Origin of the sequence: Methylobacterium fujisawaense (assembly GCF_039619325.1) — a bacterium.
GTDB lineage: Bacteria > Pseudomonadota > Alphaproteobacteria > Rhizobiales > Beijerinckiaceae > Methylobacterium > Methylobacterium fujisawaense.
On record NZ_CP155000.1, the window covers coordinates 4,677,168 to 4,703,769 of the forward strand.

The 26,602-nt window shown below is 70.5% G+C and carries 23 protein-coding genes; 5 read left to right on the forward strand and 18 right to left on the reverse strand.

All coding sequences use genetic code 11. The annotated features are described in order from the left end of the window. Positions 1–195: 195 nt before the first annotated feature. From eda to ABC766_RS22215, 3 genes are all read right to left on the reverse strand, one after another. Positions 196–831: a bifunctional 4-hydroxy-2-oxoglutarate aldolase/2-dehydro-3-deoxy-phosphogluconate aldolase gene (gene eda, locus ABC766_RS22205; protein ID WP_170861869.1), complete on the reverse strand. Its 636-nt coding sequence runs from the start codon at positions 829–831 to the stop codon at positions 196–198. Between the two features lie 22 nt (positions 832–853). Continuing rightward, positions 854–2,680 carry a phosphogluconate dehydratase gene (edd, locus tag ABC766_RS22210; protein WP_345819507.1) on the reverse strand — a complete coding sequence of 609 codons (1,827 nt, stop codon included), beginning with the start codon at positions 2,678–2,680 and terminating at the stop codon, positions 854–856. A gap of 339 nt (positions 2,681–3,019) precedes the next feature. Beyond that, a complete protein-coding gene (locus ABC766_RS22215) occupies positions 3,020–4,141 on the reverse strand; it encodes a type II asparaginase (protein WP_345819508.1) in 1,122 nt (373 codons plus the stop codon). A gap of 170 nt (positions 4,142–4,311) precedes the next feature. Between ABC766_RS22215 and ABC766_RS22220 the strand changes: the two genes are divergently transcribed. Continuing rightward, the gene (locus tag ABC766_RS22220; RefSeq protein ID WP_043350951.1) at positions 4,312–4,530 is read left to right on the forward strand and encodes a hypothetical protein; all 219 of its coding nucleotides are present in this window, start codon (positions 4,312–4,314) and stop codon (positions 4,528–4,530) included. A 103-nt stretch (positions 4,531–4,633) separates the two neighbouring features. Here the strand turns inward: ABC766_RS22220 and ABC766_RS22225 are convergent, their stop codons facing one another. The 8 genes from ABC766_RS22225 to ABC766_RS22260 all read right to left on the reverse strand — a co-directional run bounded on the left by ABC766_RS22225 (position 4,634) and on the right by ABC766_RS22260 (position 12,216). After that, complete coding sequence (locus ABC766_RS22225; RefSeq protein WP_345819509.1) at positions 4,634–5,953, reverse strand: MFS transporter; 1,320 nt, start codon at positions 5,951–5,953, stop codon at positions 4,634–4,636. A gap of 147 nt (positions 5,954–6,100) precedes the next feature. Beyond that, a complete protein-coding gene (locus ABC766_RS22230) occupies positions 6,101–7,501 on the reverse strand; it encodes a sigma-54 dependent transcriptional regulator (protein ID WP_345819510.1) in 1,401 nt (466 codons plus the stop codon). Then, positions 7,486–8,949, reverse strand: coding sequence for a HAMP domain-containing sensor histidine kinase (locus ABC766_RS22235; protein ID WP_345819511.1), 1,464 nt, complete (start codon positions 8,947–8,949; stop codon positions 7,486–7,488). Before ABC766_RS22235 ends, ABC766_RS22230 begins: the two co-directional genes overlap by 16 nt. 237 nt (positions 8,950–9,186) lie before the next feature. Continuing rightward, positions 9,187–9,390, reverse strand: coding sequence for a hypothetical protein (locus ABC766_RS22240; RefSeq protein ID WP_287089643.1), 204 nt, complete (start codon positions 9,388–9,390; stop codon positions 9,187–9,189). A 149-nt stretch (positions 9,391–9,539) separates the two neighbouring features. Beyond that, entirely contained in the window at positions 9,540–9,893 is a 354-nt protein-coding gene (locus ABC766_RS22245; RefSeq protein WP_345819512.1) for a hypothetical protein, read from the reverse strand. Between the two features lie 72 nt (positions 9,894–9,965). Further along, the gene (locus ABC766_RS22250; protein WP_345819513.1) at positions 9,966–10,751 is read right to left on the reverse strand and encodes a YfdX family protein; all 786 of its coding nucleotides are present in this window, start codon (positions 10,749–10,751) and stop codon (positions 9,966–9,968) included. A gap of 197 nt (positions 10,752–10,948) precedes the next feature. Then, positions 10,949–11,272 (reverse strand): phosphotyrosine protein phosphatase, encoded by a 324-nt coding sequence (locus ABC766_RS22255; protein ID WP_345819514.1) that lies wholly within the window; start codon positions 11,270–11,272, stop codon positions 10,949–10,951. Beyond that, positions 11,269–12,216, reverse strand: a complete 948-nt coding sequence (locus ABC766_RS22260; protein ID WP_345819515.1) for an ATP-binding cassette domain-containing protein — start codon at positions 12,214–12,216, stop codon at positions 11,269–11,271. Before ABC766_RS22260 ends, ABC766_RS22255 begins: the two co-directional genes overlap by 4 nt. A gap of 508 nt (positions 12,217–12,724) precedes the next feature. On the opposite strand from ABC766_RS22260, the gene ABC766_RS22265 reads away from it, so the two are divergent. Continuing rightward, positions 12,725–13,066: an Hpt domain-containing protein gene (locus ABC766_RS22265; protein WP_043354763.1), complete on the forward strand. Its 342-nt coding sequence runs from the start codon at positions 12,725–12,727 to the stop codon at positions 13,064–13,066. Positions 13,067–13,087: 21 nt separating this feature from the next. On the opposite strand, the gene ABC766_RS22270 is transcribed toward ABC766_RS22265, so the two are convergent. The 5 genes from ABC766_RS22270 to ABC766_RS22290 all read right to left on the reverse strand — a co-directional run bounded on the left by ABC766_RS22270 (position 13,088) and on the right by ABC766_RS22290 (position 20,100). Further along, positions 13,088–14,329: a sensor histidine kinase gene (locus ABC766_RS22270; protein WP_043382849.1), complete on the reverse strand. Its 1,242-nt coding sequence runs from the start codon at positions 14,327–14,329 to the stop codon at positions 13,088–13,090. Positions 14,330–14,594: 265 nt separating this feature from the next. Beyond that, a complete protein-coding gene (locus ABC766_RS22275; protein ID WP_043382852.1) occupies positions 14,595–16,226 on the reverse strand; it encodes an ABC1 kinase family protein in 1,632 nt (543 codons plus the stop codon). A gap of 544 nt (positions 16,227–16,770) precedes the next feature. Further along, complete coding sequence (locus ABC766_RS22280) at positions 16,771–17,472, reverse strand: substrate-binding domain-containing protein (RefSeq protein WP_345819516.1); 702 nt, start codon at positions 17,470–17,472, stop codon at positions 16,771–16,773. Between the two features lie 134 nt (positions 17,473–17,606). Then, positions 17,607–18,437, reverse strand: coding sequence for an NAD(P)-dependent oxidoreductase (locus ABC766_RS22285; RefSeq protein WP_345819517.1), 831 nt, complete (start codon positions 18,435–18,437; stop codon positions 17,607–17,609). Positions 18,438–18,792: 355 nt separating this feature from the next. Continuing rightward, positions 18,793–20,100 carry an alpha-hydroxy acid oxidase gene (locus ABC766_RS22290; RefSeq protein WP_287090715.1) on the reverse strand — a complete coding sequence of 436 codons (1,308 nt, stop codon included), beginning with the start codon at positions 20,098–20,100 and terminating at the stop codon, positions 18,793–18,795. A 223-nt stretch (positions 20,101–20,323) separates the two neighbouring features. Between ABC766_RS22290 and ABC766_RS22295 the strand changes: the two genes are divergently transcribed. The 3 genes from ABC766_RS22295 (at position 20,324) to ABC766_RS22305 (ending at position 22,923) form a co-directional block, all read left to right on the forward strand. Then, positions 20,324–21,364, forward strand: coding sequence for a LacI family DNA-binding transcriptional regulator (locus ABC766_RS22295; protein WP_345819518.1), 1,041 nt, complete (start codon positions 20,324–20,326; stop codon positions 21,362–21,364). Positions 21,365–21,450: 86 nt separating this feature from the next. Further along, positions 21,451–22,122, forward strand: a complete 672-nt coding sequence (locus tag ABC766_RS22300; protein WP_287090713.1) for an aspartate/glutamate racemase family protein — start codon at positions 21,451–21,453, stop codon at positions 22,120–22,122. A gap of 3 nt (positions 22,123–22,125) precedes the next feature. Further along, positions 22,126–22,923: a hydroxypyruvate isomerase family protein gene (locus ABC766_RS22305; RefSeq protein WP_287090712.1), complete on the forward strand. Its 798-nt coding sequence runs from the start codon at positions 22,126–22,128 to the stop codon at positions 22,921–22,923. A 16-nt stretch (positions 22,924–22,939) separates the two neighbouring features. Here ABC766_RS22305 and ABC766_RS22310 read toward each other — a convergent pair whose 3' ends face one another. Both ABC766_RS22310 and ABC766_RS22315 read right to left on the reverse strand, forming a co-directional pair. Continuing rightward, positions 22,940–24,943, reverse strand: a complete 2,004-nt coding sequence (locus ABC766_RS22310) for a TonB-dependent siderophore receptor (RefSeq protein ID WP_345819519.1) — start codon at positions 24,941–24,943, stop codon at positions 22,940–22,942. A gap of 619 nt (positions 24,944–25,562) precedes the next feature. Continuing rightward, positions 25,563–26,600, reverse strand: a complete 1,038-nt coding sequence (locus ABC766_RS22315) for an NAD(P)-dependent oxidoreductase (RefSeq protein WP_345819520.1) — start codon at positions 26,598–26,600, stop codon at positions 25,563–25,565. Positions 26,601–26,602: the final 2 nt, after the last annotated feature.

Consider the following 26,602-nt stretch of genomic DNA (forward strand, 5'->3'; position numbering starts at 1 on the left):
CGCAGCGCGCCTTCGGCGGCAGAGGGCTGCGAGCCTAAACGTCGCCGCCGGACGCCAGCGTCTCCGGGACAAGCGCGATCTTCATCCGCCGCACCGGCTGGCGGCGACATCTATCGGGATCGGCAGGAGACGCCGGAGATGCCGCGGCTCTCCCTCCCCCGAGAGGCAGGAGGGTCGCCCTTCGGACGCGGCGATTTAGCGGTGAGCTCCTGTCCGCAGCCCTGCAGCGGCCCGGGCTGCCTGCTCGATCGCCGCCGGATCGGGCGTGCCGGGCTTCACCACCCAGCTGCCGCCGACGCAGAGCACGGACGGGAGCGCCAGCCAGTCGGGGGCGGTCGCCTCGGTGATCCCACCCGTCGGGCAGAACCGCACCGCGCCGAACACCGCCGCGTGCGCCTTCAGCGCCTTGATCCCGCCCGCGGCCTCGGCCGGGAAGAACTTGAACCGGTCGAGCCCGTGATCGAGCCCGCGCATGATGTCGGCCGCCGTGGCGACGCCCGGCAGATAGGGGACGCCGTTGGCCTTGGCGGCGTCGGTCAGCGGGTCGGTGAGCCCCGGCGAGACGATGAACTCCGCCCCCGCCCTCAGGGCGTTCTCCAGGTCGCGGGGGTTGAGCACCGTCCCGGCGCCCACAACCGCGCCCTCGACCCGGGTCATCTCCCGGATGATATCGAGGGCGGCCGGAGTGCGCAGGGTGACCTCCAGGGCGGTCAGGCCGCCCTTCACCAGGGCTTCGGCGATGGGCCGGGCCTGAGCCACGTCGTCGATCACCAGGACCGGAATGACGGGCACGGAGCGCATCAGCGCGTCGATGCTGGTCAGATCATTCATGGTCGGCACCTCCTCTACGAACTCAGAGACCGGCGGCGGCGAGCATCGCCGAGGCGCCCCGCTCCGCCGTATCGGCCCCCTGGCGCATGAACGCGAACAATTCCCGACCGGTGCCCTGCGCCGGCTCCGGAGCCTCGGCCTCCGGCCGGGCGGCCAGCTCCGCGTCGTCGACGAGCACCTCCAGCAGGCCGTCCGCCGCGCTCAGGCGGACGATGTCGCCGTCGCGGATCCGCCCGATCGGACCGCCGCCCAGCGCCTCGGGGCTCAGGTGGATCGCGGCCGGAACCTTGCCCGAAGCCCCCGACATGCGCCCGTCGGTCACCAGCGCGACCTTGTGGCCGCGGTCCTGCAGCACGCCCAGCGGCGGGGTGAGCTTGTGCAGCTCCGGCATGCCGTTGGCCTTCGGGCCCTGGAAGCGGACAACCACTACGACGTCCCGCTCCAGTTCGCCGGCCTTGAAGGCTTTGAGCACATCGTCCTGGTCCGAAAAGACCCGGGCCGGTGCCTCGATGGTCCGGCGGTGCTCCTCCACGGCGCTGGTCTTGAACGTCGCCCGGCCGAGATTGCCCTTCACCAGCCGCATGCCGCCATCCGGCTGGAACGGGTTCGCGGGCCGGCGGAGCATCGCGTCGTCGAGGCTCTCCGGCACGGCGTCCTCGAAGACCAACTCCTCGCCGGCGAGCTTCGGGTCGCGGGCGTGGTCGCGCAGCGACTGGCCCGCCACGGTGAGGATGTCGTCGTGCAGCAGGCCGGCATCCAGCAGCGCGGCCATGACGAAGCTCATGCCGCCGGCCGCGTGGAAATGGTTCACGTCGCCGGAGCCGTTCGGATAGACGCGGGCGATCAGCGGAACCGCGCTGGAGAGGCGATCGATATCCGCCCAGTCGATCACGATGCCGGCGGCGCGGGCGATGGCCGGCAGATGGATCGCGTGGTTGGTCGAGCCGCCGGTGGCGAGCAGGCCGACCGCGGCGTTCACGATCGCCTTCTCGTCGACGCACAGGCCGAGCGGCCGGTAATCGTTGCCGGCGGCGCCGATCTCGGTGAGCCGGTGGATCGCCGCCCGGGTCACGGCCTGGCGCAGCTTGGTGCCGGGATTGATGAAGGACGCGCCGGGCATGTGCAGGCCCATCATGTCCATCATCATCTGGTTCGAGTTGGCGGTGCCGTAGAACGTGCAGGTCCCGGCGTCGTGGTAGGAGGCCGACTCGGATTCGAGCAGTTCCGCGCGGCCGACCTTGCCCTCGGCGTAGAGCTGGCGGATCCGCTGCTTCTCCTTGTTGGCGAGGCCGGAGGGCATGGGCCCGGCCGGGATCAGGATCGTCGGCAGGTGGCCGAAGCGCAGCGCGCCGATCAGCAGGCCCGGCACGATCTTGTCGCAGATGCCGAGGAGCGCCGCGCCGTCGAACATGCCGTGGCTCAGGGCCACCGCGGTGGACAGTGCGATCGTGTCCCGGGAGAACAGCGACAGCTCCATGCCGGTCTGCCCCTGGGTGACGCCGTCGCACATGGCCGGCGTCCCGCCCGCCACCTGCGCGGTGGCCCCGCGCTCCCGGGCGAACAGCTTGATCTGGTCCGGATAGCGCCCGTAGGGCTGATGAGCCGAGAGCATGTCGTTGTAGGCGGTGACGATGCCGATGTGCATCACCGTCCGCTCGTCGCGGATCGCCGCCTTGTCCTCGCCGGAGGCCGCGAAGCCGTGGGCGAGGTTGCCGCAGGCGAGCTTGCCGCGCCGGACCCCCGACTCGCGCTCACGGGCGATCAGGTCGAGATAGGCGCGCCGGGTCTCGCGGGAGCGCGCCACGACGCGCTCGGTGACCGCCGCGACCTCGGGATGAAGCTCGGTCATTCTCGTTCCTCCAGGCTCGGTGCCGACGGGCGCGGGGCTGAGGCCGTGATTCGGGCTCGGTCCGGCGGCCGCGTCGGTGGCTGGTATCTAAGGAGTGCACCGCGGGATGTAACCCGGGCGGCGCGCGGGCGCGCCCAGCCATTTCGCGAGCCGGCGTCCGATTCACGGCCTCATCCTGAGGCGCCGGGGCGCTTCAGGCATCGGACGGCTCGCCGGAGCGCTCCTGCGAGGCGACGTCGCCGCACCTCAGAATGAGGCGCGGCTGATGGGACCGCCCGGGTTGCAGCGGCGCCGGAATCCGCGCCTGCGACCCGGGCGGCACGCGTCCGTCGCCGACCCTCAATACTCCCAGAAGATGCGCTGCAACTCCTTGGTGTCGGTCGTCTTGGTAAGCGCCACGGCCGCCAGGACCTTGGCCTTGGCGGGGTTCAGGTCGTGGGCGACCACCCAGTCGTACTTGTCGTCGGGCTGCTCGGCGTTGCGCAGAACGAATCCGTCCGGCACCCGTGAGGAACGGATCACGAGCGTCCCCTTGGAGCGGATGTCCTTGAGCTTGTCGACGAGGTAGCCGGGGACCGAGCCGTTGCCGGTGCCGGCGTTGACGATCGCCTTGGCGCCCGCCTGGACCTCGGCATCGTAAACGCCCGGGATCATGTTGCCCGAGCCGTAGACGATGCCGACCAGCGGCAGGCTGTCGATCTGGTCGATGTCGAATTCGGAGCTCATGTTGTGCCGCTTCGTGAGCGAGCGGAAGAAGTAGGTCTTGCCCTCGACGACCATGCCGAGCGGGCCCCATTGGCTGTAGAAGGCGCTGGGCACGATGTTGGTCCGCTTGTTCACGTCGCGGCCGGACTGGATGTAGTCGTTCATCGTCACGGTGACGCCCTGGCCGATCGCCTCCTTGCTGGCGGCGACCGTGACGGCGTCGAGCAGGTTGAGGGCACCGTCCGCCGAGATCGCCGTGCCCGGCCGCATCGAGCCGACCACCACGATCGGCTTGTCGCTCTTCACCACGAGGTCGAGGAAGAACGCGGTCTCCTCCAGGGTGTCGGTCCCGTGGGTGATGACGACGCCGTCGACGTCATCCTGCTTCAGAAGCTGGGACACGCGCTTGCCGAGCTGGACGAGCTGGGCGTCGGTGAAGCTCTCGGAGGCGATCTGGAAGACCTGCTCGCCGCGGACATTGGCGATGGTGTTCACCTGCGGCACGGCCGCGATCAGCTTGTCGACCGGCACCTTAGCGGCCGTGTACGTGGCGCTGTTGGCGGCATCGGCGCCGGCGCCGGCGATCGTGCCGCCGGTGGCGAGGATCACGACGTTCGGCTTCTTCACCGCTGCGGCGGTGCCGGACTCGGGCATCTCGCGGGCGCCGAGGGGAGCCGCCCCGAATCCGCCGGCCAGGGCCAGGGCGAAGATCGCTCCGCGCAGGGGTAGGGCCGCACCGCTTCGGCAGGAGAACATCGGAAATCCTCGATGGTGGACGGGAGGACGAGTCGGACTCGACGCGGGGATGGTAGCCGCGCCTCGGTCCGAGGCAAGGATCATGCAGGGCTCGGACATGCAGGGCGTGGCGGATCGTTACGCCCGCTCGGGCGTTAGTTGGGGTTGTTGTCCGCTCGGAGGTAAGCCCCATGCTGAATCTCGCCGGCCTGCTCGAGGAACTCGAGCGGAGCGAGCCCGCACGGGCCGCGATGTCGATACTCGAGGCGTCCCTCGCCCGCCGCTCGGTGGAAGAGCAGGGGGCGTTCTGGCGCGCCGTCGACATCTACTACGTCTCGCGGAAGGCCCCGCCGGAGGCGACCGACCCGGCTACGGCGACGGCTGCGCCGGAGCTGGCCGCGGTGTCGTAAGGCCCGGCCGACAGGAACGGCGCCGCTTTCGGCTTCGCCTGCGGCGCCAGGCATCGACACGGACGGCAGAAGCCGTCGTGGCTTCGGGGTCGAAGCGCCGCGTTCAGGCGCGCACCGGCACAGCCGGGGTCCTGCCCCCGCCGCTCTCGGGCTCGCTGCCCGCGCGCACCGTGCCACGGGTCTCGGGCATCAGTGCGAAGTACAGGACGAAGCCGAGCGCCGCGATGGCCGCCAGCGCCAGGAAGGCGGTGGAATAGCCGGCGGACACGATGATGACGCCGGCGAGCGTGGCGCTCAACGAGGCGCCAATTCCCTGAGCCGTGGCCACGGCGCCCTGGGCCGCGTTGAACCGGCCGCCACCGCGGGTCAGGTCGGCCACCACGATCGGGAACAGCGCGCCGTAGACGCCGGCGCCGATCCCGTCGAGGAGCTGCACGCCCACCAGCCAGAACGGGTTGTCCGACAGGGTGTAGAGCACGCCGCGCAGCGCCAGGATCCCGAAAGCGGTCAGGAAGATCGGCTTTCGGCCGATCACGTCGGCCTTGGCGCCCACGAAGATCGCCACCGGCACCATCACGCATTGCGCCGCCACGATGCAGACCGCGATCAGCGACGTCGCGTGGTCCTTGCCCGACAGGTGCGTCAGGAGCTGGCCCACAGAGGTCAGCATCGCCGCGTTGGCGAGGTGGAAGATCGCGCAGAGCACGGCGAACAGGAGCAGCGCCCGGTTCTGCAGCAGGGTGGCAAGGCCCGAGGGCTTCTCCTGGGCCTGCTCCTCCTCCTCGGTCATGCCCCGGGCGAGGTCGTTGTCGATGGCGTCGGCCGGCACCATCAGCATGGCGCCGATCGAGAGCGCCGCCAGGATGCCCATCAGCCAGAACACGACCACGGGCCCGAAGAAATAGGCCAGACCGCCCGCCAGCGCGGCGGAGACCGCGTTGCCGGCATGGTTGAAGCCTTCGTTGCGGCCGATCCGCTTGGCGAACATTTTCGGGCCGACGAGGCCGAGGGTGATCGCGGCGAGCGCCGGAGGGAAGATCGTGCCGGCGACGTGGGCGATCGATTGGGTGGCGGTGACGAGGTAGAAGTTGGTGATGAACGGCAGGACGAGGCAGCTCGCCGTCACCGCGATGGCACCGCCGATCACCACCGCGCGCTTGTGGTTGGTGGCGTCGATCAGCGCCCCGGCCGGCGTCTGCGCTACGAGGCCGAGGATGCCCGCAATGGTCATCACGAGGCCGGTGGTGGCCTCGTTCCAGCCCTGGTCGGGACCGCGCACGGCGATCAGGTAGATGGCGAGGTAGGGGCCGAGGCCGTCACGCACGTCCGCGAGGAAGAAGTTGAGCGCGTCGAGGCCGCGCAAAGCCTTCGCGGAGGTGGTCCGGCTGCCGCGCGCGCCCGCGCCTGTCTCGATCCTGTCCATCCCGCCGCGATCCCCCGACCGACGGACGGCCCGGTCCCGATCCGGGCCGCGCCGTCGCATGCGGGGCTCGACGCCCGCGCGTGCCAACGGTTCCCGGCCGCGGCAGTCCTCACGCCGGATGTGAACGCTTCTCCGGTCCCAGAGGCGTCAGCTCGGGTCGATGTCCCGCGCAGCGTTCGGATTCCCGACAGCTTCTGTCGTCTCTTCCGACAGGTCGGCCCCTGGCGCAGCGAGGCCATAGCGCTCGATCTTGGCGTAGAGGAGCTGCCGCTGGATGCCGAGTCGGCGGGCGGCGCGGGCGCGGTTGCCGTCGGCCTCGCGGAGCGCGGCGGCGATCATGGTCCGCTCCAGGCGGGCGACGGCGCCGGGCAGATCCCCGGCCAGCCAGCTGTCCGCCGTATCGCCGCCACGCCGGTCGGTCCGCATCGCCGGCAGGTCGATCGCCTCGGCCGCGATGGCGCCACCGCGCACCAGCATGGCCGCCCGCTCCACGACGTTGCGCAACTCCCGGACGTTGCCGGGCCATTCGTAGGCCAGCAGGCGCGAGGCGGCTCCGCCGCTGAGGCGCTTGCCCGAGGGCACGAGGAAATGCTCGGCCAGGGGCACGATGTCGGCGAGGCGCTCACGCAGGGGCGGCAGGGTGATCGGCACGACGTTCAGCCGGTAGAACAGGTCGGCCCGGAACCGACCTTCGGCGACCAGCTGCGGCAGGTCGCGATGCGTCGCCGCCACGAGGCGGACATCGACCCGGGTGGACCGACCCCCCAGCGGGGTCACGACGCAATCCTGGATCACCCGCAGGATCTTGGCCTGCATCGCCGCCGGCATGTCGCCGATCTCATCCAGGAACAGGGTGCCGCCCTCGGCCTCGTGGAAGGCGCCGGCGCGGTCCGCGATCGCGCCCGCGAAGGCCCCCCGGACATGGCCGAACAGCGCGCTCTCCAAGGCATCGGCCGGGATCGCCGCGCAGTTCACCGGGATGAACGGCCGCGCGCGGCGCCGCGAGAAGGCGTGCAGGGCCCGGGCGACCTCTTCCTTGCCGGTGCCGGTCTCGCCCTGGATCAGGATCGTCGACGCGCTGTCGGCGACGAGGCCGATGGTCTTCTGGATCTTCCGCATGCCCGCGCTCGATCCGATCAGAACCGGATGCTCCGGCGGCGGGGCGGCGCTGCCCGGATCGAACCGGGCCTCGCGCAGCATCGCGTCGAGCACCGCGGCGAGGTCCGCGCGGCCGATCGGCTTGGTGAGGTGGTCGTGCGCGCCGAGGCGCATCGCCTCGATGGTGTTGGCCGGGCTCGCGAAGGCGGTCAGCACTGTCACGGGCGGGGGCTCCGGCAGGGCCCGGATCCGCTCCAGCGTGGCCATGCCGTCGAGGTCGCCGGGCATGCGCAGGTCGAGGAGCACCGCCGCCACCGGCCCCTCGCGCAGCCGCGCCAGCGCCTCCGAGCCGGACGCGACCGGGACCGGTGTATGTCCGAGATCGGTCACCGTCTCGGCGAGCCCGTCGCGCAGGGCTCTGTCGTCGTCGACGATCAGGATGGTTGCCATGGCAGATCCAGGACAAAGGTGGTCTCGGGGGCGTCCGCGACCAGCCTGGCCTCGCCGCGATGCGCCAGGGCGATCTCGCGGACGATCGCGAGGCCGAGGCCGGTGCCGTCGGGCCGGCTGGTGACGAAGGGCTCGAACAGGCTGGCGCGAATCGCCGGATCGATGCCGGCGCCGGTATCGGCGACGCTGAGGCGCAGCCGCAAGGCGCCGTCGGCCGTGACGCGTTCGGCCCCGAGGCGGATCCGGCCGCCCGGCGGCGCGTGCTGCAGGGCGTTCAGCAGCAGGTTGTCGAGGGCCCGGGCGATCTGCGCCCGGTCGAGATGCGGATGGTCCGTGGCGGGCAGTCCGTCGGCGGCGATCGCGACCCGAACGGAGCGCGCGTGCGCCAGTTCCTCGTGCAGGTGCGCGCATTCCGCCAGGAGGGGCGCCACCGGCGTGGGAGTCCGGTTGAGCGCCCGCGCCTGCGTCAGGTTGAGGAGGTCGCGCAGCAAAGTGTCGACCCGGGCGATTTGGCCGAGCACCGTCTCGAGGGCGGAGGCGGCGCGGTGCGGATCGCCGCTGACCAGGGCGTTCTCGGCCTTCAGCCGCATCGCCGCGATGGGATTGCGGATCTCATGGGCGATGCTCGCCGCCAGCCGGCCGACCGCGGCCAAGCGCTCGGTCGCCACGCTGCGGGACTGCGCCTCCCGCAGCCGACCGCCTGCGGCGTTGAGGGCGTCCACCAGCCGGTCGAGCTCCCGCTCGCCGGTGCGGTCGAGATGCGGCAGATCCTCGCCGTCCGGGCGCGGCGCTGCGAGTGCCGCTTCCAGGCGGGCGATCCGCCCGGAGAAGCCGTACAGAAACCAGCCCAGGAAGGCCGCCGATCCGAGCACGGTCGCGGCCAAAAAGCCGAGCCCCGCGAGGAAGCGCGTGTAGGTCGGGCCGTCGTTGACATGCGCCCGCGCCATCGCCCACGCGGTGAGGCCGGCCTCCGGCCCGTGAAGAGGGCAGGCCTGAAGCATCAGCACCTGGGTCCGGCTCGGCCGGCGGTCCGAGACCGCGTGGTCGACGCGCAGGGCCTGGGCGTTCAATGCCGCGATGGCGTCGTGCTCGGCCGCCGGAAGGTCGGTCTTCGGTCCGGTCCCCTCGTAGGTCGGATAGGCGTAGGCCACGGACTTGCCCGAGGCGCTCCAGATCCCGCCCTCGATGCCGGGGAAGCGCGCCAGCGCGGCGGACACGGTGCCGACGCGGTCGCCCTCTGTGATTCCGCGGCCGCGGGCGCGGACCAGGGCGGCGTAGCGGTCGATGATCTCGCGGCAGGCGCGGCCGACCGCGAGATCGGCCTGCGCCACCTGGACGCCGGTCGATTGATTGTACACGCCGAACATCAGGTAGGCGGTCGCGGCCGCGGAGGCGAGCAGTAGGACCCAGAGCGCGAGCAGCCGGGCGCGCAGGCTGTAGGCCGTCACGACGAAGTCCGACCGGGCATGGCGCTGGCTCCTGCGGCGGCGCCGTGCGCGCCCGGACCTATCCCTAAGCCAAGGCCCGGCCCGGTGACCACTCGAAGACCGCACGCGGGCCGCGATGCCGAGTGCCCCCGCGCGCGAGCCGTCCCGAGCCAGGCCCGGGACCGCCGGGAGAGGAGCACCGCGTCCGGTGTTCCTCTCGGTAGCAAGACAGTCAGTCGTCGACGGGAACGCGACCGCTCACTTGCGGTTCGTGATCAGGCTGTCGACGTTCTTGTTGGCTTCCTTATTCTCCTTCCGCTGCATCGCCACCTCGTGCTTGGTGTCCTTCATCGACATCTCATCACGCTTACCCTGGGGCATCTCCTTCGGGGCCGCCAGGGCGGGCGTGACGGACCAGACGCAAGCCAGGCAAAGAGCAGCGCGAGCCGTAGTCTTGAACATGATGCCTCCTCCATTCAATCGATAGTGCAGGACGTCTTGGAGATATCGCTGGTTCCTTATGCGTGGATCACGGACGTGCGATCCGTTGCGGCGTCCGTAGCGGCGTCGACCTGGCGCGTGCAGTCGGGCGTCGCGCGGATGCCGTCGTCTCAGGGCGGACCCGACGGGTTGACCGGCAGCGCGTCGCTTCCGAGCTGCAGGCAGGTCAGCATCGCCACGTAGGATGGGGCGCCGCCGATCTGGCTCTCCGCCGCACAGGTCCGGCGCTCCGCCACGTCGAACGTGGTCCAGCGCCTGATCAGGGTGCGCCGCGCGGCAGCCTCGTCGGACAGGCAACCCCGGTAGCTCGCCCGATCGACGGCGCTGGATCCCGCCCGGTGCTCCGGCGCGCAGATCGCCCGGATATTGAAGTCCGGAACTCCCGACGCCCGCGCGGACGCCGTCAGGGTTCCGCCGAGGAGCAGTTCGAGTCCCAGGACGGTCGAGATCCAGAATCGCCGCACGCGACCCTCCCGTGTTCGTGCCGACCGGGCCGCGCCTGAAATCCATCGGGCGCGGCCATCATCAGCGGTCGGTCACTGGCCGGTCTTGGCACCCGCGGTCGTGCCGGTGGCCTGCGGCGCGCCCTTGTCGGCCGCGGCGGCGGTCGCCTTCTGAGGCACCGCGACCGCATCGATCACGTCGAAGCGCATGTTGTCCTGGGCTGTCTTCAGAGCCGCATTCGCTTCGTAATACTTGCCCTGTCCGATCAGCGCCGCCGCCTGGTCGACATTTGCGATGGTCGTGTTCAGCGGCAGGACTGCCATCGTGAAGTTGACGTCGACATGGGCGAGCTTGAGCTTCTCCAAGGCGCCTTTCTGGTCACCCTGTGCGAGGTTCTTGTTCGCCTCGGTCACCGCCGAGGCCTTGGTGGGCGTGGCCACGAAATCGTCGCCCAAGGTCAGCTGCGCGTCGACAGGCACCCAGGCGACCTGCTTCTTGGAAGCCGGCTTGGCTCCGGCCTTGTCCCCCGGCGCGGTCGCCTTGTGAGCGGCCATGTCGGCCGGCGAGTTGAGCTCGGCCTCGGCCTTGGTGAACACCGCGTCGTCCGACTTGGCCTTCGCGAAGGCCGCCTGAGCCTTGGCGATCATGTCCTTGGCCTGGCCGGGATTGGCCTCGAAGATCGCGAGGCGGGTAAGCTGGAGATCCCTGAAGCCCTGCGCGCCGTCCTTCGAGAGCTTGCCGACATCCTTGTCGATCGCGGTCTGACTCGCGCTGACCTGCGTGCCGTTGTGCTGGGCCGCCTGCTCCGCCGCGTAGGCCGTTCCGCCGACGATTGTGGTGAGCACGAGGGCCGCAACCATGGATTTATGGTAGGACATAATGAAATATCCCTCTATTACCGGAGAAAAGGCCTTCATCTGCATTGGCCTTATTCATTCCGTGTTCAGATAATAGAGCGGCGATGATTTGGTAGCATGTCCGCAAGATTAAAAAACGGCAATGCGGTGGACGGCATCGGAGACCGGGTGGCGATGGCGATGCGTCGGCCGGCGTCGCGGGTTCCTCCGCGGCGCGCTCAGCGCGGCAGGAAGCGGGCCGCGCGCGCTTCCAGCAGGCGGACCAACGCGGGCGCCATGAACGCGTAGGCGTCGGGGACATCGAGGCAGACGAGGCGGACCCCGCGCAGATGTGCCCCGAAGCGCCGCATCAGCTTGCGCCGGTGCGCGAGCTCCATGACGACGACGATCTCCGCCCAGGCGAGATGTTCGACGTCCACCTGCTCGTCGGCGTCGGGCGACACGCCGGCGCTGGCCGTCTCGATCCCAGGGACGCGCGCGAAGATCTGCTCTGCGGTCGGGCTGCGGGCGCGCGCCCGGCCGCAGACGAACAGGATCCTCACACGCCCTCCGCCAGAACGGATTGCCGCTCGAACAAGGCCCGATACGCCCCGTTCGGGCGACGCATCAGGGTGGCGTGGGGTCCGTCCTCGACGATGCGGCCGCGGTCGAAGACGAGGATGCGGTCAAGGGCCCGCACCGTCGACAGCCGATGGGCGATGACGATGGCGGTGCGCCCGCGCATCAGTCGGATCATGGCCTCCTGCACCAGCGCCTCGGATAACGAATCCAAACTTGAGGTCGCCTCGTCGAGGATCAGGATCGGCGCATCCGCCAGGAAGGCGCGGGCGAGCGCCACGCGCTGGCGCTCGCCGCCCGAGAGCTTGACCCCGCGCTCGCCTACCAGCGTGGCGTAGCCCTTGGGCAGCCGCCCGATAAAGGCGTGCGTGTTCGCGAGATGCGCCGCCCGCTCGATCTCCTGCGCCGAGGCGCCGGGGCGGGCATAGGCGATGTTCTCCGCCACGGAGCGGTGGAACAGCACCGGTTCCTGGGTCACGATGGCGACCTGCGCCCGCAGGCTCGCTTGGCTCGCCGACGCCACGTCCTGTCCGTCGATCGCCCACATGCCGCGGGAGATCTTCCGGACCGTGGAGCCCGAGAAGGTGTTGGCGTGCCACTCCGGGGAGAAGCGCTGGACCCGGCCGAAGCCGTTGCGGACGATGTCGCTCATGGTGTGCAGCGAGAGCGGCACCGCGGTGGCGAGGCCGAGCCCGGTCATCGCCAGGAGGGCGGGCCACGCCGCCTCCAGTGCTGCGCGGCGCTCGCTCCCGGAAAGGGCATCGACCAAGCGGCCCGCGTAGAGCGGCAGCAACACTTCCGCCAGGGTGGCGAGCGTGATCGCGCCGGTAAGACCGGCGACGAGGGGCCAGCGCCTGTGCCAGCTGCGGACGACGAAGGCCAGGACGCGACGGACCGCGTCCCCCTGCCGGGGCGAGGACATAGACATGCATGTGCCCGACGCGGGCAGGCGTCGGCTCCGAGCGACGCGGGCGCACCCTCGCGAAGGATGCGCGCCGGCGAAATGAGACGGGCGTGTATTCAGGAGCGCCGGGCAGCGGGGCCGGGCGAAAGCGGGAAGCGGCTAGCCGAGCCGCACGGGGGCGCGGTCAAGTCCTGCGGGGAGGACGGCAAACACAGCACTCATGCAGCTCCCTCCCGATGCCAGCGCGACAGTTCCCGAGGCTAGGAGAGCCCGAACTGATTCGCAACGCGCGGCGCACGGTCGTGCCAATGTGGGTTGCGCCGCGCCCGGAGCGCTTCTCAGTCGACTGGGCGGCCGCCTCGCGCCGACCGGCGCGCCGGGTCCCGTCGCGATGAGGGCGCCAACCGGTCACGCTTTGTTGAAAAGCTGACGCAGGCCGGTGTAAACATGTCTGTGCAAGTCTGGCCTCTGGCCAACGACCTGGTTGCGCGCTTCTTGATTGCTGCGACGCATCCGCAATTGGAGACGGACGGTGTCGCACTCCCTGGTGGACCGGGACGCGCTCGATGAACTCACGGCCGTCATCGGCGCGGAGAAGCTCGTCGGCCTCCTCGACCGGTTCGTCGTCAGTCTCACCACCGCCTTCGAGGGGCCGGATCGCGCCAATGACGATTACGGCCGCGAGGCGCATACGCTGGTCTCGATGTCGGGCATGCTCGGCTGCGCCGAGCTGTCCCGGGCCTGCCGCGGCCTCGAGGAATCCGCCAAGGCCGGCGACGATCTGACGGGATCGCTGATCGACCTCAGAACCCTGCGCGACCGGACGATCGCGGCCCTCCGGGACCTGCGGGCGCAGACCCGGCTCAGCGCCTAGCGCCGGGCAGCAAAGTCCGGATCAGGCTGCCATCACGGCGTCGAGGGGCGCCTCGAAGGTCAGCACCGCGCCCTCGCGGGGATAGCTCAGGTGGGCGGTCCCGCCGAAGCTGTGGGCGAGGCTGCGGGCGATGAGCCGGGTGCCGAAGCCCGTCCGGGTCGGAGGCGTGACGGGCGGTCCGCCGCTCTCCTCCCACCGGAACCGGAGCGTCTGTCCGCCCGCCGCCTCCGCGACGTTCCAGGTGATGCGGACCCAGCCTGCGGCCACCGACAGCGCGCCGTACTTGGCCGCGTTGGTCCCGAGCTCGTGCAGCATCAGCGCCAGGGTCATGCCGTGCCGCGGGCCGAGCGTCAGATCGGGGCCGGCGATGCGGAAGCGGCCCGCCACGCCGTCCCCGTGGAGGGACACGGCTCCCTCGACCAAGCCCGTCAGTGAAGCCCGGGCGAAGGAGCCCTGCAGCAGGACGTCGTGGGCCTTGGCCAGGGCCAGAAGCCGCGCGGCCAAGGCCTCGCCGGCCGCCTCCAGCGAGGGCGCGTTGCGCATCGTCTGCGTGGCGACGGCCTGGACCATGGCCATCGTGTTCTTCATCCGATGGGCGAGTTCCTGCATCAGCAGCGTCTGGTTCGCCTCGGTCAGCTTCAACTCGGTGATATCGCGTGACACGGCCAGGATGCGCTCGGGCCGGTCCGGTGCCGCGCCGATCGGCGTGACGGCCACGTCCCACCACCGGATCGTGCCGCCGGTCTCCGACTGGGCCTGAAACCGGCTCGGGCGTCCGATCCGCGCCCGGTCCAGGGCCGCGGCCACGGCCTCCCGATCCTCGGCGCGCGTCCAGGCCTCGATCCAGGGCCGGCCGATCGCCTCCGCCTCGTCCGCGGCGGCGGACAGGGCCGGGCCGTCCTCGCTGGCGGTGATCAGGCACCCGTCACGGTCCAGCAGTTCCAGGAAATCGTTTGTGGCTTGCTGTGACCCCGACGGGAGCAGCCGGTCGGTGGCGCGTGGTGCCATCGCCGAGCCGAGCCCGGAAGTTCCCCGGAATGTCGGCCTGTGCGGCGTCGCAATCCATTCGGCCGCCAGGCGCCCGGCTTCGACACGGCTCGCCGCTTCGACGATCCGACCGAGCCGCCGGCTCCGCTGCCGTTCCCGGTCCGCCTGCGTTGTGGCCTGGGAGAGCAAGTGGCGCAGGCGGATATTCTCCGCTTCGAGCGTCTCGACGTGGCACTCCACCCCGTCGATCCGCGGCCGTACGATGTCCGCATCCATCGCCCGCCTTCCCCCCTCGTCGTCGCGACGGGGCGCCCGTGCAAGGCGCACCGCCGGAGGTCTCCCGATCACGCGGCGCGGCGACGCGAAGTCGGAGCCTGAGCGGCACTGGCGGTCTGAACCGCTTCTGGTGCCGTCTGGCCACTCGCAGCCAAGCGAATCGCTGGACGTGTCACGCTAGCATGGCGCGCGGGATAATCAAACGAGTACGGTATTCGGTCGCAGGTGAGACGGTTTTAATCGCCGAGTGCAGGCGCGAAGACGGTTACTTATTTCGCATCAGCAGCACGAGCCAGCCGATCCCCAGGATGAAAATAATTAATCCGATCGAGACGAAGACGGGGGTGCCGAGGTCGATCAGCCGGGGCGCGAGCTGGGTGGCGAAGGCCGCCACCACCAGGGCCACGGCGACCCGCGCGGCGGCGCGCTCGATGCCGCGGGTGACCTTGTCGAGGCCCTTCACCTCGATCTCGACGGTGACGCGCCCCTGCTTGAGGCGCACCAGCATCAGGTGGATCAGGGTCGGCAGCTCCGAGGCGGCACCATACAGACCCACGCCCAGAGCCTCGGCCTTCTGCTTGAGGGCCGAGAGCGAGAACTGCGTCTGCATGCTGGCGCGCACCGTGGGACCGGCGGCGGCGAACAGGTCGAAGTTCGGGTCGAGGTGGCGCATCACGCCGTCAGCGGTCACCAGCCCCTTGAACAGGATGGCGAGGTCGGTGGGCATGGCGAGGTCGTTCTCGCGGGCCATGTTCATGAAGTCGGTGAGCACCAGTCCGAGATTCAGCGGAATCGACGAGTGGCTCTCCACGAAGGACTGGGCCGAGACCTGGAGGCGGGTCAGGTCCGGGTTGCTGGTGCCGGTCCAGTCGAGGAGCACGGCCATGAGGCCGTCGGCATCCTGCTTGAGCATGGCGCCGATCAGCACGAGCAGCTGCGAGCGCCGCCGCTGCGACAGCCGGCCGATGATGCCGAAATCGATGAAGCCGATCTTGTTGCCGGGCAGGGCCAGCATATTGCCGGGGTGCGGATCGGCGTGGAACACGCCCTCGATCAGCGCCATCTGCAGGAACGCGTCGGTGCCCTTCTGGGCGAGCAGCTTCTTGTCGATGCCCGCTGCGCGCAGGGCCGCCTCGTCGTTCGGCGGGATGCCGTGGATGAAGTCCTGCACCAGCACGCGCTCGGAGCAGTATTCCCAGTGGATCTTCGGGAAGACGATATCGTCGCGGTCCTCGAAGATCTGGGCCAGCAGCTCGCAGTTGCGGGCCTCGTTCAAGAGGTCGAGCTCGCCGTTCAGCCCGTCGGCCAAATGGCGCATCTGCTCCCGCGGCTGGTAGCGGGCCATGTCGGGCCACTCGTTCTCGACGATGCGGGCGCCGTGCGCCATCAGACGCAGGTCCGCCTCGATGATCTTGCGCAGGTTCGGTCGCAGCACCTTGACGATCACGTCCTCGCCGGAGTGCAGCCGCGCCCGGTAGACCTGGGCGATCGAGGCCGAGGCGATGGGGTTGGTGTCGAACTCGGCGAAGACCTCGAAGGGCGAGCCGCCGAGATCGAGTTCGAGCTGCGGGCCGATCTGCTCCCACGTCACCGGGACGACCTGGCTGTGGAGCTTCTGCAGTTCCTCGGTCCAGGCCGGCGACAGGAGATCCGGCCGGCTGGCCAGGACCTGCCCGAACTTGATGAAGGTCGGCCCGAGCGCCTCGATCGCCCGGCGCAGCCGCTCGGGCTCGGACAGGCGGGTGACGTCGACCCGGGGCTGACGGCGCGGCACCAGCGGCAGGTAGCGCAGGCCGAGCCGGTCCACGACGCGGGTGACGCCGAAGCCGATCAGGATCGTGGCGATCTCGGACAGCCGCTGACGGTCGCGGGCGGCAACGAAGGCTGTCTTCAGCATGAGTGGGGCGATCCGGTCGGACGGGATTGGGCGTCCGGACAGCACGAGCATAAGGACTTTTTTGCGGTCGCGAACCCCGGGAAGCCCGTCGCGGCCGAGAGAGCCGTCGCCGCAGGCGTCAGGCGGGCGCGCGTTCCCGATCCTTCCGCCCGTGCCGGATGCGGACGATCAGGAGAGCCGCGCCGTCCGCGACAGGGTCGATCCCGTGCGCGTGCGAGTGGGGGCGCACGGGCGGTCCGACGTCCCACTGTCCAGGCGCCGTTCGGGGATGGGATGCCGGCATCCGGAACGCGTCGAACAGGCCGTCGCGGTGGCGCCCGCCGCGCAGGCCTCGGCGACGCTGTCCTGATCGCGTCGGACCGGGTCGCGCGCGCAGTCACTCGCATGCTTTTCGCGGCCCGTATCGGCTGCGCTTCGGTTCCAGGCTCCATGGCCTCGGGATGGCCCCGGGCAGCGAGACGTTCATCCGGCCCCCCCCGCGCTCTGGGGCAGGGTGTGCCGACGACGATCAAGAGCTTGACCGGATCCGGCCGCGTCGTGCGTTTCAGAAGGCGGGCTCCAGCCCGCTCGCCCGGTACGCCGCAGCCGCCGCCGTCGTCGTCAGGCCGGCCAGGAACCGGGCGGCGCCGGCCCGGTCGGTCGCATCGCGCAGGATCGCGGCCGCGAAGGTCGTCACCTCCTGCACCGGCTCGGGGAAGGGGCCGACCACCGCGATCCCCGGCACCACCATCAGCTCGCTGATCTGCTGGACCGCGATGTCCGCCTCACCGGAGACGAGTTTCTCGGCGGTGAACCCCTGCGGGATGATGGTCGCCCGAGCGTTGACCGCGTCGGCGAGGCCGAGCCGCGGCAGCAGGCCGGCGAAGTAGATCCCGCTGGCCCCCGCCCGGGAATAAGCCACGGACCGCGCCTCCACGAGGGTGCGTTTCAGCGCCTCGACGCTCGTGATGTCCGGATGAGGAGCGCCCGCCTTGACGGCGATGCCGTAACGCGAGCGCACGACATCGACCCGGCTCTCCGGCTCCACGCGGCCTTCCGCGATCAGCCGGTCCATGGCGTCCGACAGAACCACCACCGCGTCGGCCGCCTCACCCTCGGCGAGCGCCTTCATGATCACGGTGGTCGGCGCCCAGTGAATCGCCGTCCGGCCACCCGCGGCCTCGCAGGCCGGGATGACATGCGCGTCGAAGGCGCCGCGCACCACCAGGGCGCATTTCAGCCGTGTCACCGTCTGCGCGTCTGCCATGTCGTGTTCCATCGGGTTGCGTGGGCGACTGTCGATCCATCGATCGGATGGCCGCTCCCGGACGCTCCGCGCCCGGACTTCATCAGGATGCGGCGTCCGGATGGGCGTGCCGTCGCCCGGAAGCCTGGGCGCCGTCACCGCGGTGGCGCAGCCCGTGAATAATCGATCCCCGCGAACCCGCCGCCCTGGTAGCGCTCGACCACCGGGTCGCCGCTGGTCTTGCCTTCCAGGGCCGCGGCGTAGGAATCCGCGCTGTCTTGCGGGGTCCAGCCGACCACGGCGCGCCCGTCCCGCCGCCACCATGTCATGCGGCTGTTGTTGGATGCGGCCCAGATCACCACCGAACCGGCCGGTCCGAGGCTCGGCGCCAGGCTGGCGCGGGCGATCAGCCGGGTCAGGTCGGCGTAGGACAGCCAGGTTGCCAGCATCCTGGCGTCGGTGGGCTCCGGGAAGCACGAGCCGATCCGCAGGAAGACGCTCTCCACCCCGTGCTTGTCGCGGTAGAGGCCGCCCATCAGCTCGCCGTAGGCCTTGGACAGTCCGTAGAAGCCGTCCGGCGCGAGGCTGCAATCGTCGTCCAGCACCGCGGAGCGCGGGTGGAACCCGATGGCGTGGTTCGAGGAGGCGAAGATCATCCGCGCGCCCTCGCGACGGGCCGCCTCGTAGACGTGGTAGAGGCCGCGGATATTGGGGCCGATCACCGTCTCGAACGGATGCTCCACCGAGATCCCCCCAAAGTGGAGGATCGTGCCGCAACCCTCGGCCAGCCGCAGGATCGCCGGCCCGTCTTCCAGGTCGGCAAGCTGGAAGCGCGCCCCCGCGGGCAGGGGGTCGGGGAAGGGGGCGCGGTCGGTGAGCCGGAGGGTCCATCCCTGTTCGCCGAGGGCGCGGGTCAGCACGCGCCCGAGCGCGCCCGAGGCTCCGGTCAAGAGGACGGGTTTCTGCGGGACGGTCTCGGTGGTCATGGGATGCGGCTCCGGAGAGCGCTCTCGGCCGACGGTGTCCCCGGTGCGGCGTGGGAGAACGCGCGATCGATAGGGATAGACAGCTGCGCGCGGTGGCGGGGCCACGATACACGGCAGCGATGCCGTTCTCACCTCGCGACGCGCAAGGTCCCTCTCCCGTGCGGGAAAGCAGATCCGCGCGCCGCTCGGAGCCCGTCCGGTCACGCGGACCGTTCGGAAGGGACCGTGTCCCGGATGTCGGGTTTTGTCCCGCACGCCGTGACGGTCGGCTGCAATCGGGTACGGCGACGCGAGCGGCGAGGGTGGCGGTGAGCCCCGCGGCTGCACGACGCTCATGGCCAACGGCGCCCCTGCCTCAGCCCCGCCGCGGGACGCGACGGAGGAAATCGGGGTTGAGCTCCGACAGGCGGTTCACGCCGATCAGCGCCATGTCGCGGTCGAGCTCCTCCTTGAGGATCCGCATGGCGAGTTCGACGCCCGCCACCCCGCCCAGCGCCGCGGCGAACATGAAGGGCCGGCCGAGCAGGACGAAGTCGGCGCCGAGCGCCAGGGCCTTCATCACGTCGGTGCCCCGGCGGATGCCGCTGTCGACGATGATCTTCAGGCCGCCTTTCCGGGCGGCGATCTCCGGCAGCACGTCGAGGGGGGCGACGGCGTAGTCGAGCTGGCGGCCGCCATGGGTCGAGAGGATCACGCCGTCGACGCCGCACGACCGGGCGATCTCGACATCCTCCGGCGCCAGGAGCCCCTTCACCAGCAGGTTGCCGGACCAGCGCTTGCGGATCGCCTCCAGGTTCTTCCACGAGAGCTGGTCGCGGGCGATGGTGTTGCGCACCGCCCCCTGCGACATCATCGGCGGTCCGCGCGTCGCCTCGGTGTTCTCGAAATGCGGCGCCCCGTGCTGGAGGAAGGTCCGGGCGACGGTGCCCAGGAGCCAGCGTGGGTGCGTCGCGCTCTGCCACGCCACCTTGGGCGTCACCTTGATCGGCATGGAGAAGCCGCTGCGGGTGTTGTGCTCCCGGTTACCCAGCGTCGGCGTATCGGCGGTGACCACGAAGGTCCGGTAGCCCGTGGCCTCGACCCGGTCGAGCAGACGGTCGATCCGGTGCTGATCCCCCGGCAGGTAGCCCTGGAACCAAGCCTGTGGGTTCTGGGCGTACACGTCCTCCAGCTTGATCAGCGAGGACGCGCTCAGACACATCGGCAGGTTCATCCGCCGCGCCGCCTCGGCCAGGACGAGGTCGCCCCGGTAGGCGATGAAGGCGGCGCCACCCAGCGGACCGATGCCGAAGGGCGCCGCGTAGGTCTGGCCGAACAGCGTCGTGGCGGTGTCGCGCCCAGAGGTGTCCCGCATCAGCCGGGGCAGAAGGGCGTAATCGGCATAGGCACCGCGGCTCTGCGCCAGGGCCGATCCGGTCTCGACCCCGCCGGCCACGTATTGAAAGATCATCGGCGGCAGGCGTTTGCGTGCGTGCCGCTCGAAATCGTCGAGCGCCAGCAGGTCGCGGAACCGGTAGGGCGTGACCGCGTCGCTGCGCTTCAGGCTGGTGACGATCGCCTGCGGGGCGGCGATGCCCGCCGCCGTCGCGTCGGCGCCGCCGATGGTTGGCGCCGCGCGCTCGGGCGTTCTCAACTCGGACGCTGGCCGGTCGAGCGTCGCCATCGGATCCTCCTCCGGGCCGCCCCGATACACGGCTGTCTTGAAAGCGCTTTCAGATAGTCAGGAGGCGAGAGGGGTGTCAATATACTGCCGGTTCGCAGGTCCGGCCGCGTCTGGCATCGACGCGATGCGGATATGCCGTCGATCCGGGACGATGCGCATCGCGCGGACCGTCGATGCTGGCTGAGGGAAGCAGACGATTTCGACGCGGGAACTGACCGGGACTTTGCCTGGAGACATTCTCGACCCGCCATCCCGGGGCCCGGTGGCGCGGGATGTCGCCCGCCGCGCCGGTGTTTCCACCGCCACCGTCTCCCGGGTGCTCAACGGCTTCGCCGGGGTCCGGGCCGACAAGCGGGAGGCCGTGATGCGCGCCGCGCAGGACCTCGGCTTCGTCGCCAACGGGGCGGCCCGGGCGCTCTCGACGCGCCGGTTCATGGCGGTCGGCGCCGTCGTGCCCAACATCGAGAACGAGGCCTTCGTGCGCGTGCTCTCAAGCTTCCAGGACCGGCTGCGGCAGGCGGGCTACACCCTGGTCGCCGCCAATGCCGGCTACGACCTGGAGGACGAGTTGCGGGAGGCGACCTTCCTGCTGGAGCGCGGCGTCGACGGGCTGATGCTGGTCGGCGACATCCATCATCCGGACCTCCATGCCCGGATCGCCCGCGCCGGGATCCCGATGGTGCAGACCTTCAGCCTGTCCCGCGAGCGCCCCTGCGTGGGCTTCGACAACGCCGCCTCGGCGGCCCGGGCGGCCAACTACCTGATGGATCTCGGGCATCGCCGGATCGGTGTGATCTCGGGCCTGCGCAAGGACAACGATCGCGGCGGCGCCCGGGTGACGGGCATCGCGGCGGCGCTCGCGGCCCGCGGCCTCGGTCTCGCCCCGGAGCACGACATCGAGATCTCCTACGGGATCGGCGGCGGCCGCGACGGATTCCGCCAGTTGCTGGCCGGCGGAGAGCCGCCGACCGCGATCATCTGCGGCACCGACCAGATCGCCTTCGGGGCGATGATCGAGGCCCGGGCGCGGGGGCTCTCCGTCCCCGGAGACCTGTCGGTGATCGGCCACAACGATTCCGACTTCGCGCCCTTCCTGGACCCGCCGCTCACGACGATCCGCATCCACTCCGCCGAGATCGGGCACGCCGCCGGCGACCACCTGATCGCTCGGATCCAGGGCAAGCCGGTGGTGCGCCTCACCGAGATCGACGCCGCGTTGATCCTGCGCGCCAGCACCGCTCCGCCCGGGCGTCGCGGAACCTGACCTGCGCTATCTTGCTACCCATTTGAAATCGCTTACAACACCACGACCGGCCGCGGGCCGGCGCTTCGACCAGCCCGGGACACGGCATGGCTCCCCGCATCGTCCTCCTGCACGCGACACCGGTCGCCATGGCACCGATCCAGACCGCCTTCGCGGAGAACTGGCCGGAGGCCGAGACGGTCAACCTGCTCGACGATGGTCTCTCGCTGGATCGGGCAAAGGAGCCGGGCGCGATCTCGGAGGCCATGATCGAGCGCTTCGTGCGGTTCGGCCGCTACGGCCACGACATGGGCGCCGACGGCATCCTGATCACCTGCTCGGCTTTCGGGCCGGCCATCGACCGGCTGATGGAGGCCGTGCCGGTGCCGGTGCTCAAGCCGAACGAGGCGATGTTCCGTGCCGCCATCGCCCGGGGCGAGCACATCGGCATGCTGGCGACCTTCGGCCCCTCGGTCGGCACGATGACGGACGAGTTCGAGGAATTCGTCGCCGAGACCGGACGTCCGGCGAGCCTGCGGACGATCCTGGTGGACGACGCGATGGCGCGTCTGCGCGCCGGCGACGCCGAGACCCACAACCGTCTGGTCGCTGAGCGGGCACGGGAGCTTGCCGATTGCGACGCGCTCATGCTGGCGCATTTCTCCACCTCCCGGGCGGCCGAAGCGGTGCGCAAGGCCGTGGACGTCCCGGTCCTGACCGCGCCCCATGCCGCGGTGGACCGGATGCGGGCGATGGTCGAGACCGGCGGGAGCGCCTGAACCATGAAGCTCGGTGCCTTCCAGGACCGTCTCAGCGGCCATTGTGGCTTCCTGTTCACGGAGCTGCCGCTCTCCGAACGCTTCGCGGCGGCGGCCCGGGCGGGGTTCCGTGCCGTCGAGCATCCCAACCTGTTCGCGACGCCGGCCCGGGACGTCGCGGGCTGGCTGGAGCGGGCGGGCGTGCCGCTGGTCCAGACCGGCTTCCCGGCAGGGGACGCCGCCAAGGGCGAGAAGGGCTTCGCGGCGCTGCCCGACCGGGTCGAATATTACCGCTCCACCATCGAGCCGACCCTCGACTACGTCGCGCAGCTCGGCTGCCGGATGGTCCACCCGATGGCGGGCGTCCGGCCCGCCGGGGTTGAGCGGGCGCGGCTCTGGGACACCTACCTCGACAACCTCGCCTTCGCGGCCGATGCCGCCGGGGCGCGCGGCATGACGGTGATCGTGGAGCCGATCGGCCCCGGCTCGATCGCCGACTACGTGATCGACGACCCGCTGGTGGCGGTCGAGGCGATCCGGGCGATCGGCCGCGACAACGTCAAGCTGCTGTTCGACGCCTATCACTGCGTCTGCCTGGGCCACGATCCGGCGGCGCTGATCCGGGCGCACGCGCCGCTCATCGCCCATGTCCAGATCGCCGACGATCCCGGGCGGCACGAGCCCGGGACCGGCACGATCGCCTTCGACCCGATCTTCGCCGCGCTGGAGGCGGTCGGCTATTCCGGCTTCGTCGGCTGCGAGTACCACCCCGCCGCCGGCACCGAGGCGGGGCTCGGCTGGATGCGGGCGGCGGCGGTCTAGGGTTCGGGCCGGATCCTTAGAACCGGGCGGCGACGCCGCCGATGATCGTGCGGGGCTGCCCCGGCGTCGCGTAGCGGTTCTGGAACGCGCGATCGTAGAACGTCGCGTCGAACACGTTGTCGACGTTCAGGTAGATCCGCACGCCCGGTGCGATCTGATAGTACGAGATCAAGTTGACCAGCGTGTATTGCGGCAGGTTGAAGGTCGAAAGCGCCGTTCCCGCGGCGCGCCGGCCGACGAAGTCGAGGCCGCCGCCGAGCCCGAGCCCCTTTAGGTCGCCGCTCTGGAACTCGTAGACGGTCTGGAACGCGAGGCTGTTGGCGGGCACGTTGGCGATGCGCGTGCCGGCCGGCAGGGTGTTGTCGCGGGCGACGGTGGCGTCGACCCGCGTGTAGGTCCCGATCACGCGCCAGCCCGGGGCCAGGTAGCCGGCGGCGGTCAGGTCGAAGCCGCGGCTGCGGACCGTGCCGGTGGCCACGCTGAAGTTCGGGTCGACCGGATCGGTGCTCAGGATGTTGGAGCGCCGGATCTCGAACAGGGCGGCGGTGGCATCGAGACGGCCGTCGAGGAGGCTGACCTTCGCGCCGGCCTCGTAGCCCTCGCCCGCCTCGAACGCGAAGGGCCGGCCGCTGCGATCCGTGCCGATATTGGGCCGGAAGGAGCGCGCGTAGTTGCCGTAGACCGCCACCGTGTCGGTCAGGTCGTAGAGCAGGCCGAAGCGCGGCGTCGCCACCAGGCCCTGCAGGCCGGTGGTGCTCTTCGTGAGGTTGTTCGTCGAGACCAGCCCGAGATCCTCGACCCTGACGCCCACGAGGGCGTGGAGTCGGGGCGTGAGGTCGATCTGGTCCTGCACGAAGCCGGCATAGCTCTCGGTCTTCTGCAGGAAGTTCGTGACCCGCGCGGTGATCGGCGGCAGCGGCTGTCCGTAACGGGGCGCGAGCAGATCGAGGAGGAACGGGTTCGTCGCCACATTCGAGCGGTTGAACACCTCCCGGTAGCGGTAGCTGTCGTATTCCAGCCCGAGCAGGAGCGTGTGGCGGAACGGGCCGGTGTCGAACTTGCCCGCGAGATTCGCCTGCAGGTCGAGGTCGGACCATGTCAGGTCCCGCCATTCCAGCGTCCGCCTCTGGGTCCGCCCGTTCGGCAGCAGGCCGATGGCGCCGACGCCGTAGCCCGACAGGTTCCCGCCGAGCACCTGGGCGCCGACGTTCAGCACCCAGTCCTGGTCGAACCGGTGCTCGACCCGCAGCTGGCCGAGGGCGTTGTCGACATGGGCCGGGGGCAGACCCGGCTCGCCGATGAAGCGGCTGCGCGGCAGGGCGCGCAGGTTGCCCCCCAACGGGACGACGCCGCGGTCGAAAGTCTGCGCCGTGCTGGTGAAGTCACCCTCCAGGGTGATGGTCGTGTCCGCGTTCGGCTTCCAGGCGATGACGGGGGCGAGGGCGTAGCGGTCGCTGGTGACGAAGTCCCGGAAGCTGCCGTTGTCCTCGACGGCGCCGGTGACGCGCGCCAGAACCTGCCCGCTCTCGTCGAGGGCGCCGGTGGCGTCGAAGGTGCTCCGCTTGGCGCCGAAGCTGCCGTACTGCGTGCCGACCGTGAGGGAGCGCGCCGCGAGGGGTTGCTTGGTCACGATGTTGAAGGTGCCGCCGGGGTCGCCGCGGCCGTACAGGAAGGCCGACGGTCCTTTCAGCACCTCGATGCGCTCGATGGAGACGATGTCGGGGCTGTTCGGGTAGCCGCGGTTGATCGGGAACCCGTTGCGGTAATACTCGCCGGTGGCCAAACCGCGGATCGTGAATTCGGTCAGGCCGAGGCCGCCGAAATTGTTGCCGCGGCCGACGCCCGCGAGGTCGAGGGCCGTGTCGATCCGCGTGGCCGCCGCGTCCTCCAGCACCTCCTGCGGCACCGCCACGATGGTCTGGGGCACCTCGCGCACGGGCGTGTCGGTCCGCGTGGCGCTCACCGCCCGCGTGGCCCGGTAGCCGTCGATGCGGGTCGGCCCGTCGCCGGTCCCGGCCACCGAGAGTTCTTCGAGCTGGACCTCCTGGGAATTGTCAACGATAGGTTGTGCCCAGCCGGAAGTCGGAAGAAATACTGGAGCGAGGAGGAGAGAGATTCGGGCCGCGTGCCTGGAAACGCCGCGCGATGCCTGCGTGCAAGGTCTTGCACAGTTACGCCGTACCACGATGTCGACCGTTCTGTTTCGAATGGCGCCAGATACGGTGCAGAAACATTCACGGTCAAGCTTGATGGCGGAAGGTTTTGCGAGGCTAGATTTCGAATAATTACAATCTGAGCGGGATCGACAGTTCGGCCGGGCTGCCGGAGCGCACGGCGTACGGTTGAGCAGCTCCGTTGTTGCCTCGAACTTCCGGTGCTCGTGTGTGGACGAGCGAGCGGTGGATGTATCGGAGCCGTTCGGCCCCATTATCTCGGGCCGCTTCGCCGAGCCCGGGATCCAGCCCCACCGAGGCGAGAAGATCTCGCACGGACCCCGGCTCCGGATCGCCCGCCTCCGGCATGCCGCCTGCGGCGCCGGGATCGCCTTCGACCCGGGATGACGGCGCGACGCCGCGGCTGAGCCGGCGTCCAATATCGACGCGGAGGCGAAGCCTCTTCAGCCCGGCACCGGCTCGCGGTCAGGCGCCGCCGAGCAGCCGCGCCCGACGCTCCAGCACGGCAGGCCAGACCTCCGGGTTGACGAGCCGCGGCGGCGTCTCGCCCCGGAGCAGGCCGATGATCTGCTCCGCGCCCCAGGCCGCTACGGTGCGCCGCGCCTCGTGGGTGACGCCGGCGGTGTGGTAGGTCGCCACCACGGTGTCGAGCTGCAGCAGGACCGAATCGAGGGGCGGCGGCTCCGGCGTCCAGACATCGAGGCCCGCCCCCGCGAGGTGTCCGGCGGTGAGCGCTGCGGCGAGCGCCGCCTCGTCATGGATGCCGCCCCGGGCCGTGGTGATGAACAGCGCCCCCGGCTTCATCGCCGCGAAGGCCCGGGCGTCGAAGCTGCCCCGGGTCGTGTCGTCGAGGGGGCAGTGCAGGGAGACGATGTCGGACTCGGCGAGCAGCCGCGCCCGGTCCACCGGCTCTGCGCCGCGGGACCGGATCTCGGCGTCCGGGAGCAGGGGATCGTGGGCGAGGACCCGCATGTCGAAGCCGCGGGCCAGCTTGGCGACCGCCCGGCCGGTATGCCCGATCCCGATCAGGCCCAGGGTCGCGCCGCCGATCTCGTGGCCCATGAGCGATTCGCGGGTGAAGCCGCGCGCGGTCCGGAGCAGGCGGTCCGAGACGCAGATCTTGCGCGAGACGGCGAGCATCAGGCCGATCGCCAGCTCCGCCACCGAGCGGGCATTGCCGCCCACTTGGTTGACCACCGCGACGCCGGCCCGGGTGCAGGCAGCGGCGTCCACCGTGTCGAAGCCCGCCGCGCCCGACGAGACCGCCAGAAGGTTCGGGCATTCGGCCAGCAGGGCGTCGCTCGCGTGCCAGCGGAGCGGCAGCTCGTTCCGCGCCGGAGAGACGTGGAAGACGTGGGCCTGCGCCAGAAGCGCCCGGAGCTTGTCCTCCGGGCCCTGCAGGTCGCCCACCTGCAGGTCGATATCGGGCTCGGCCCTCAGGCGTTCGTCGAAGGCCGGATCGATCCAGACGTTGAATCGGCAAACGCGCTTGAGGGCCGCCACAT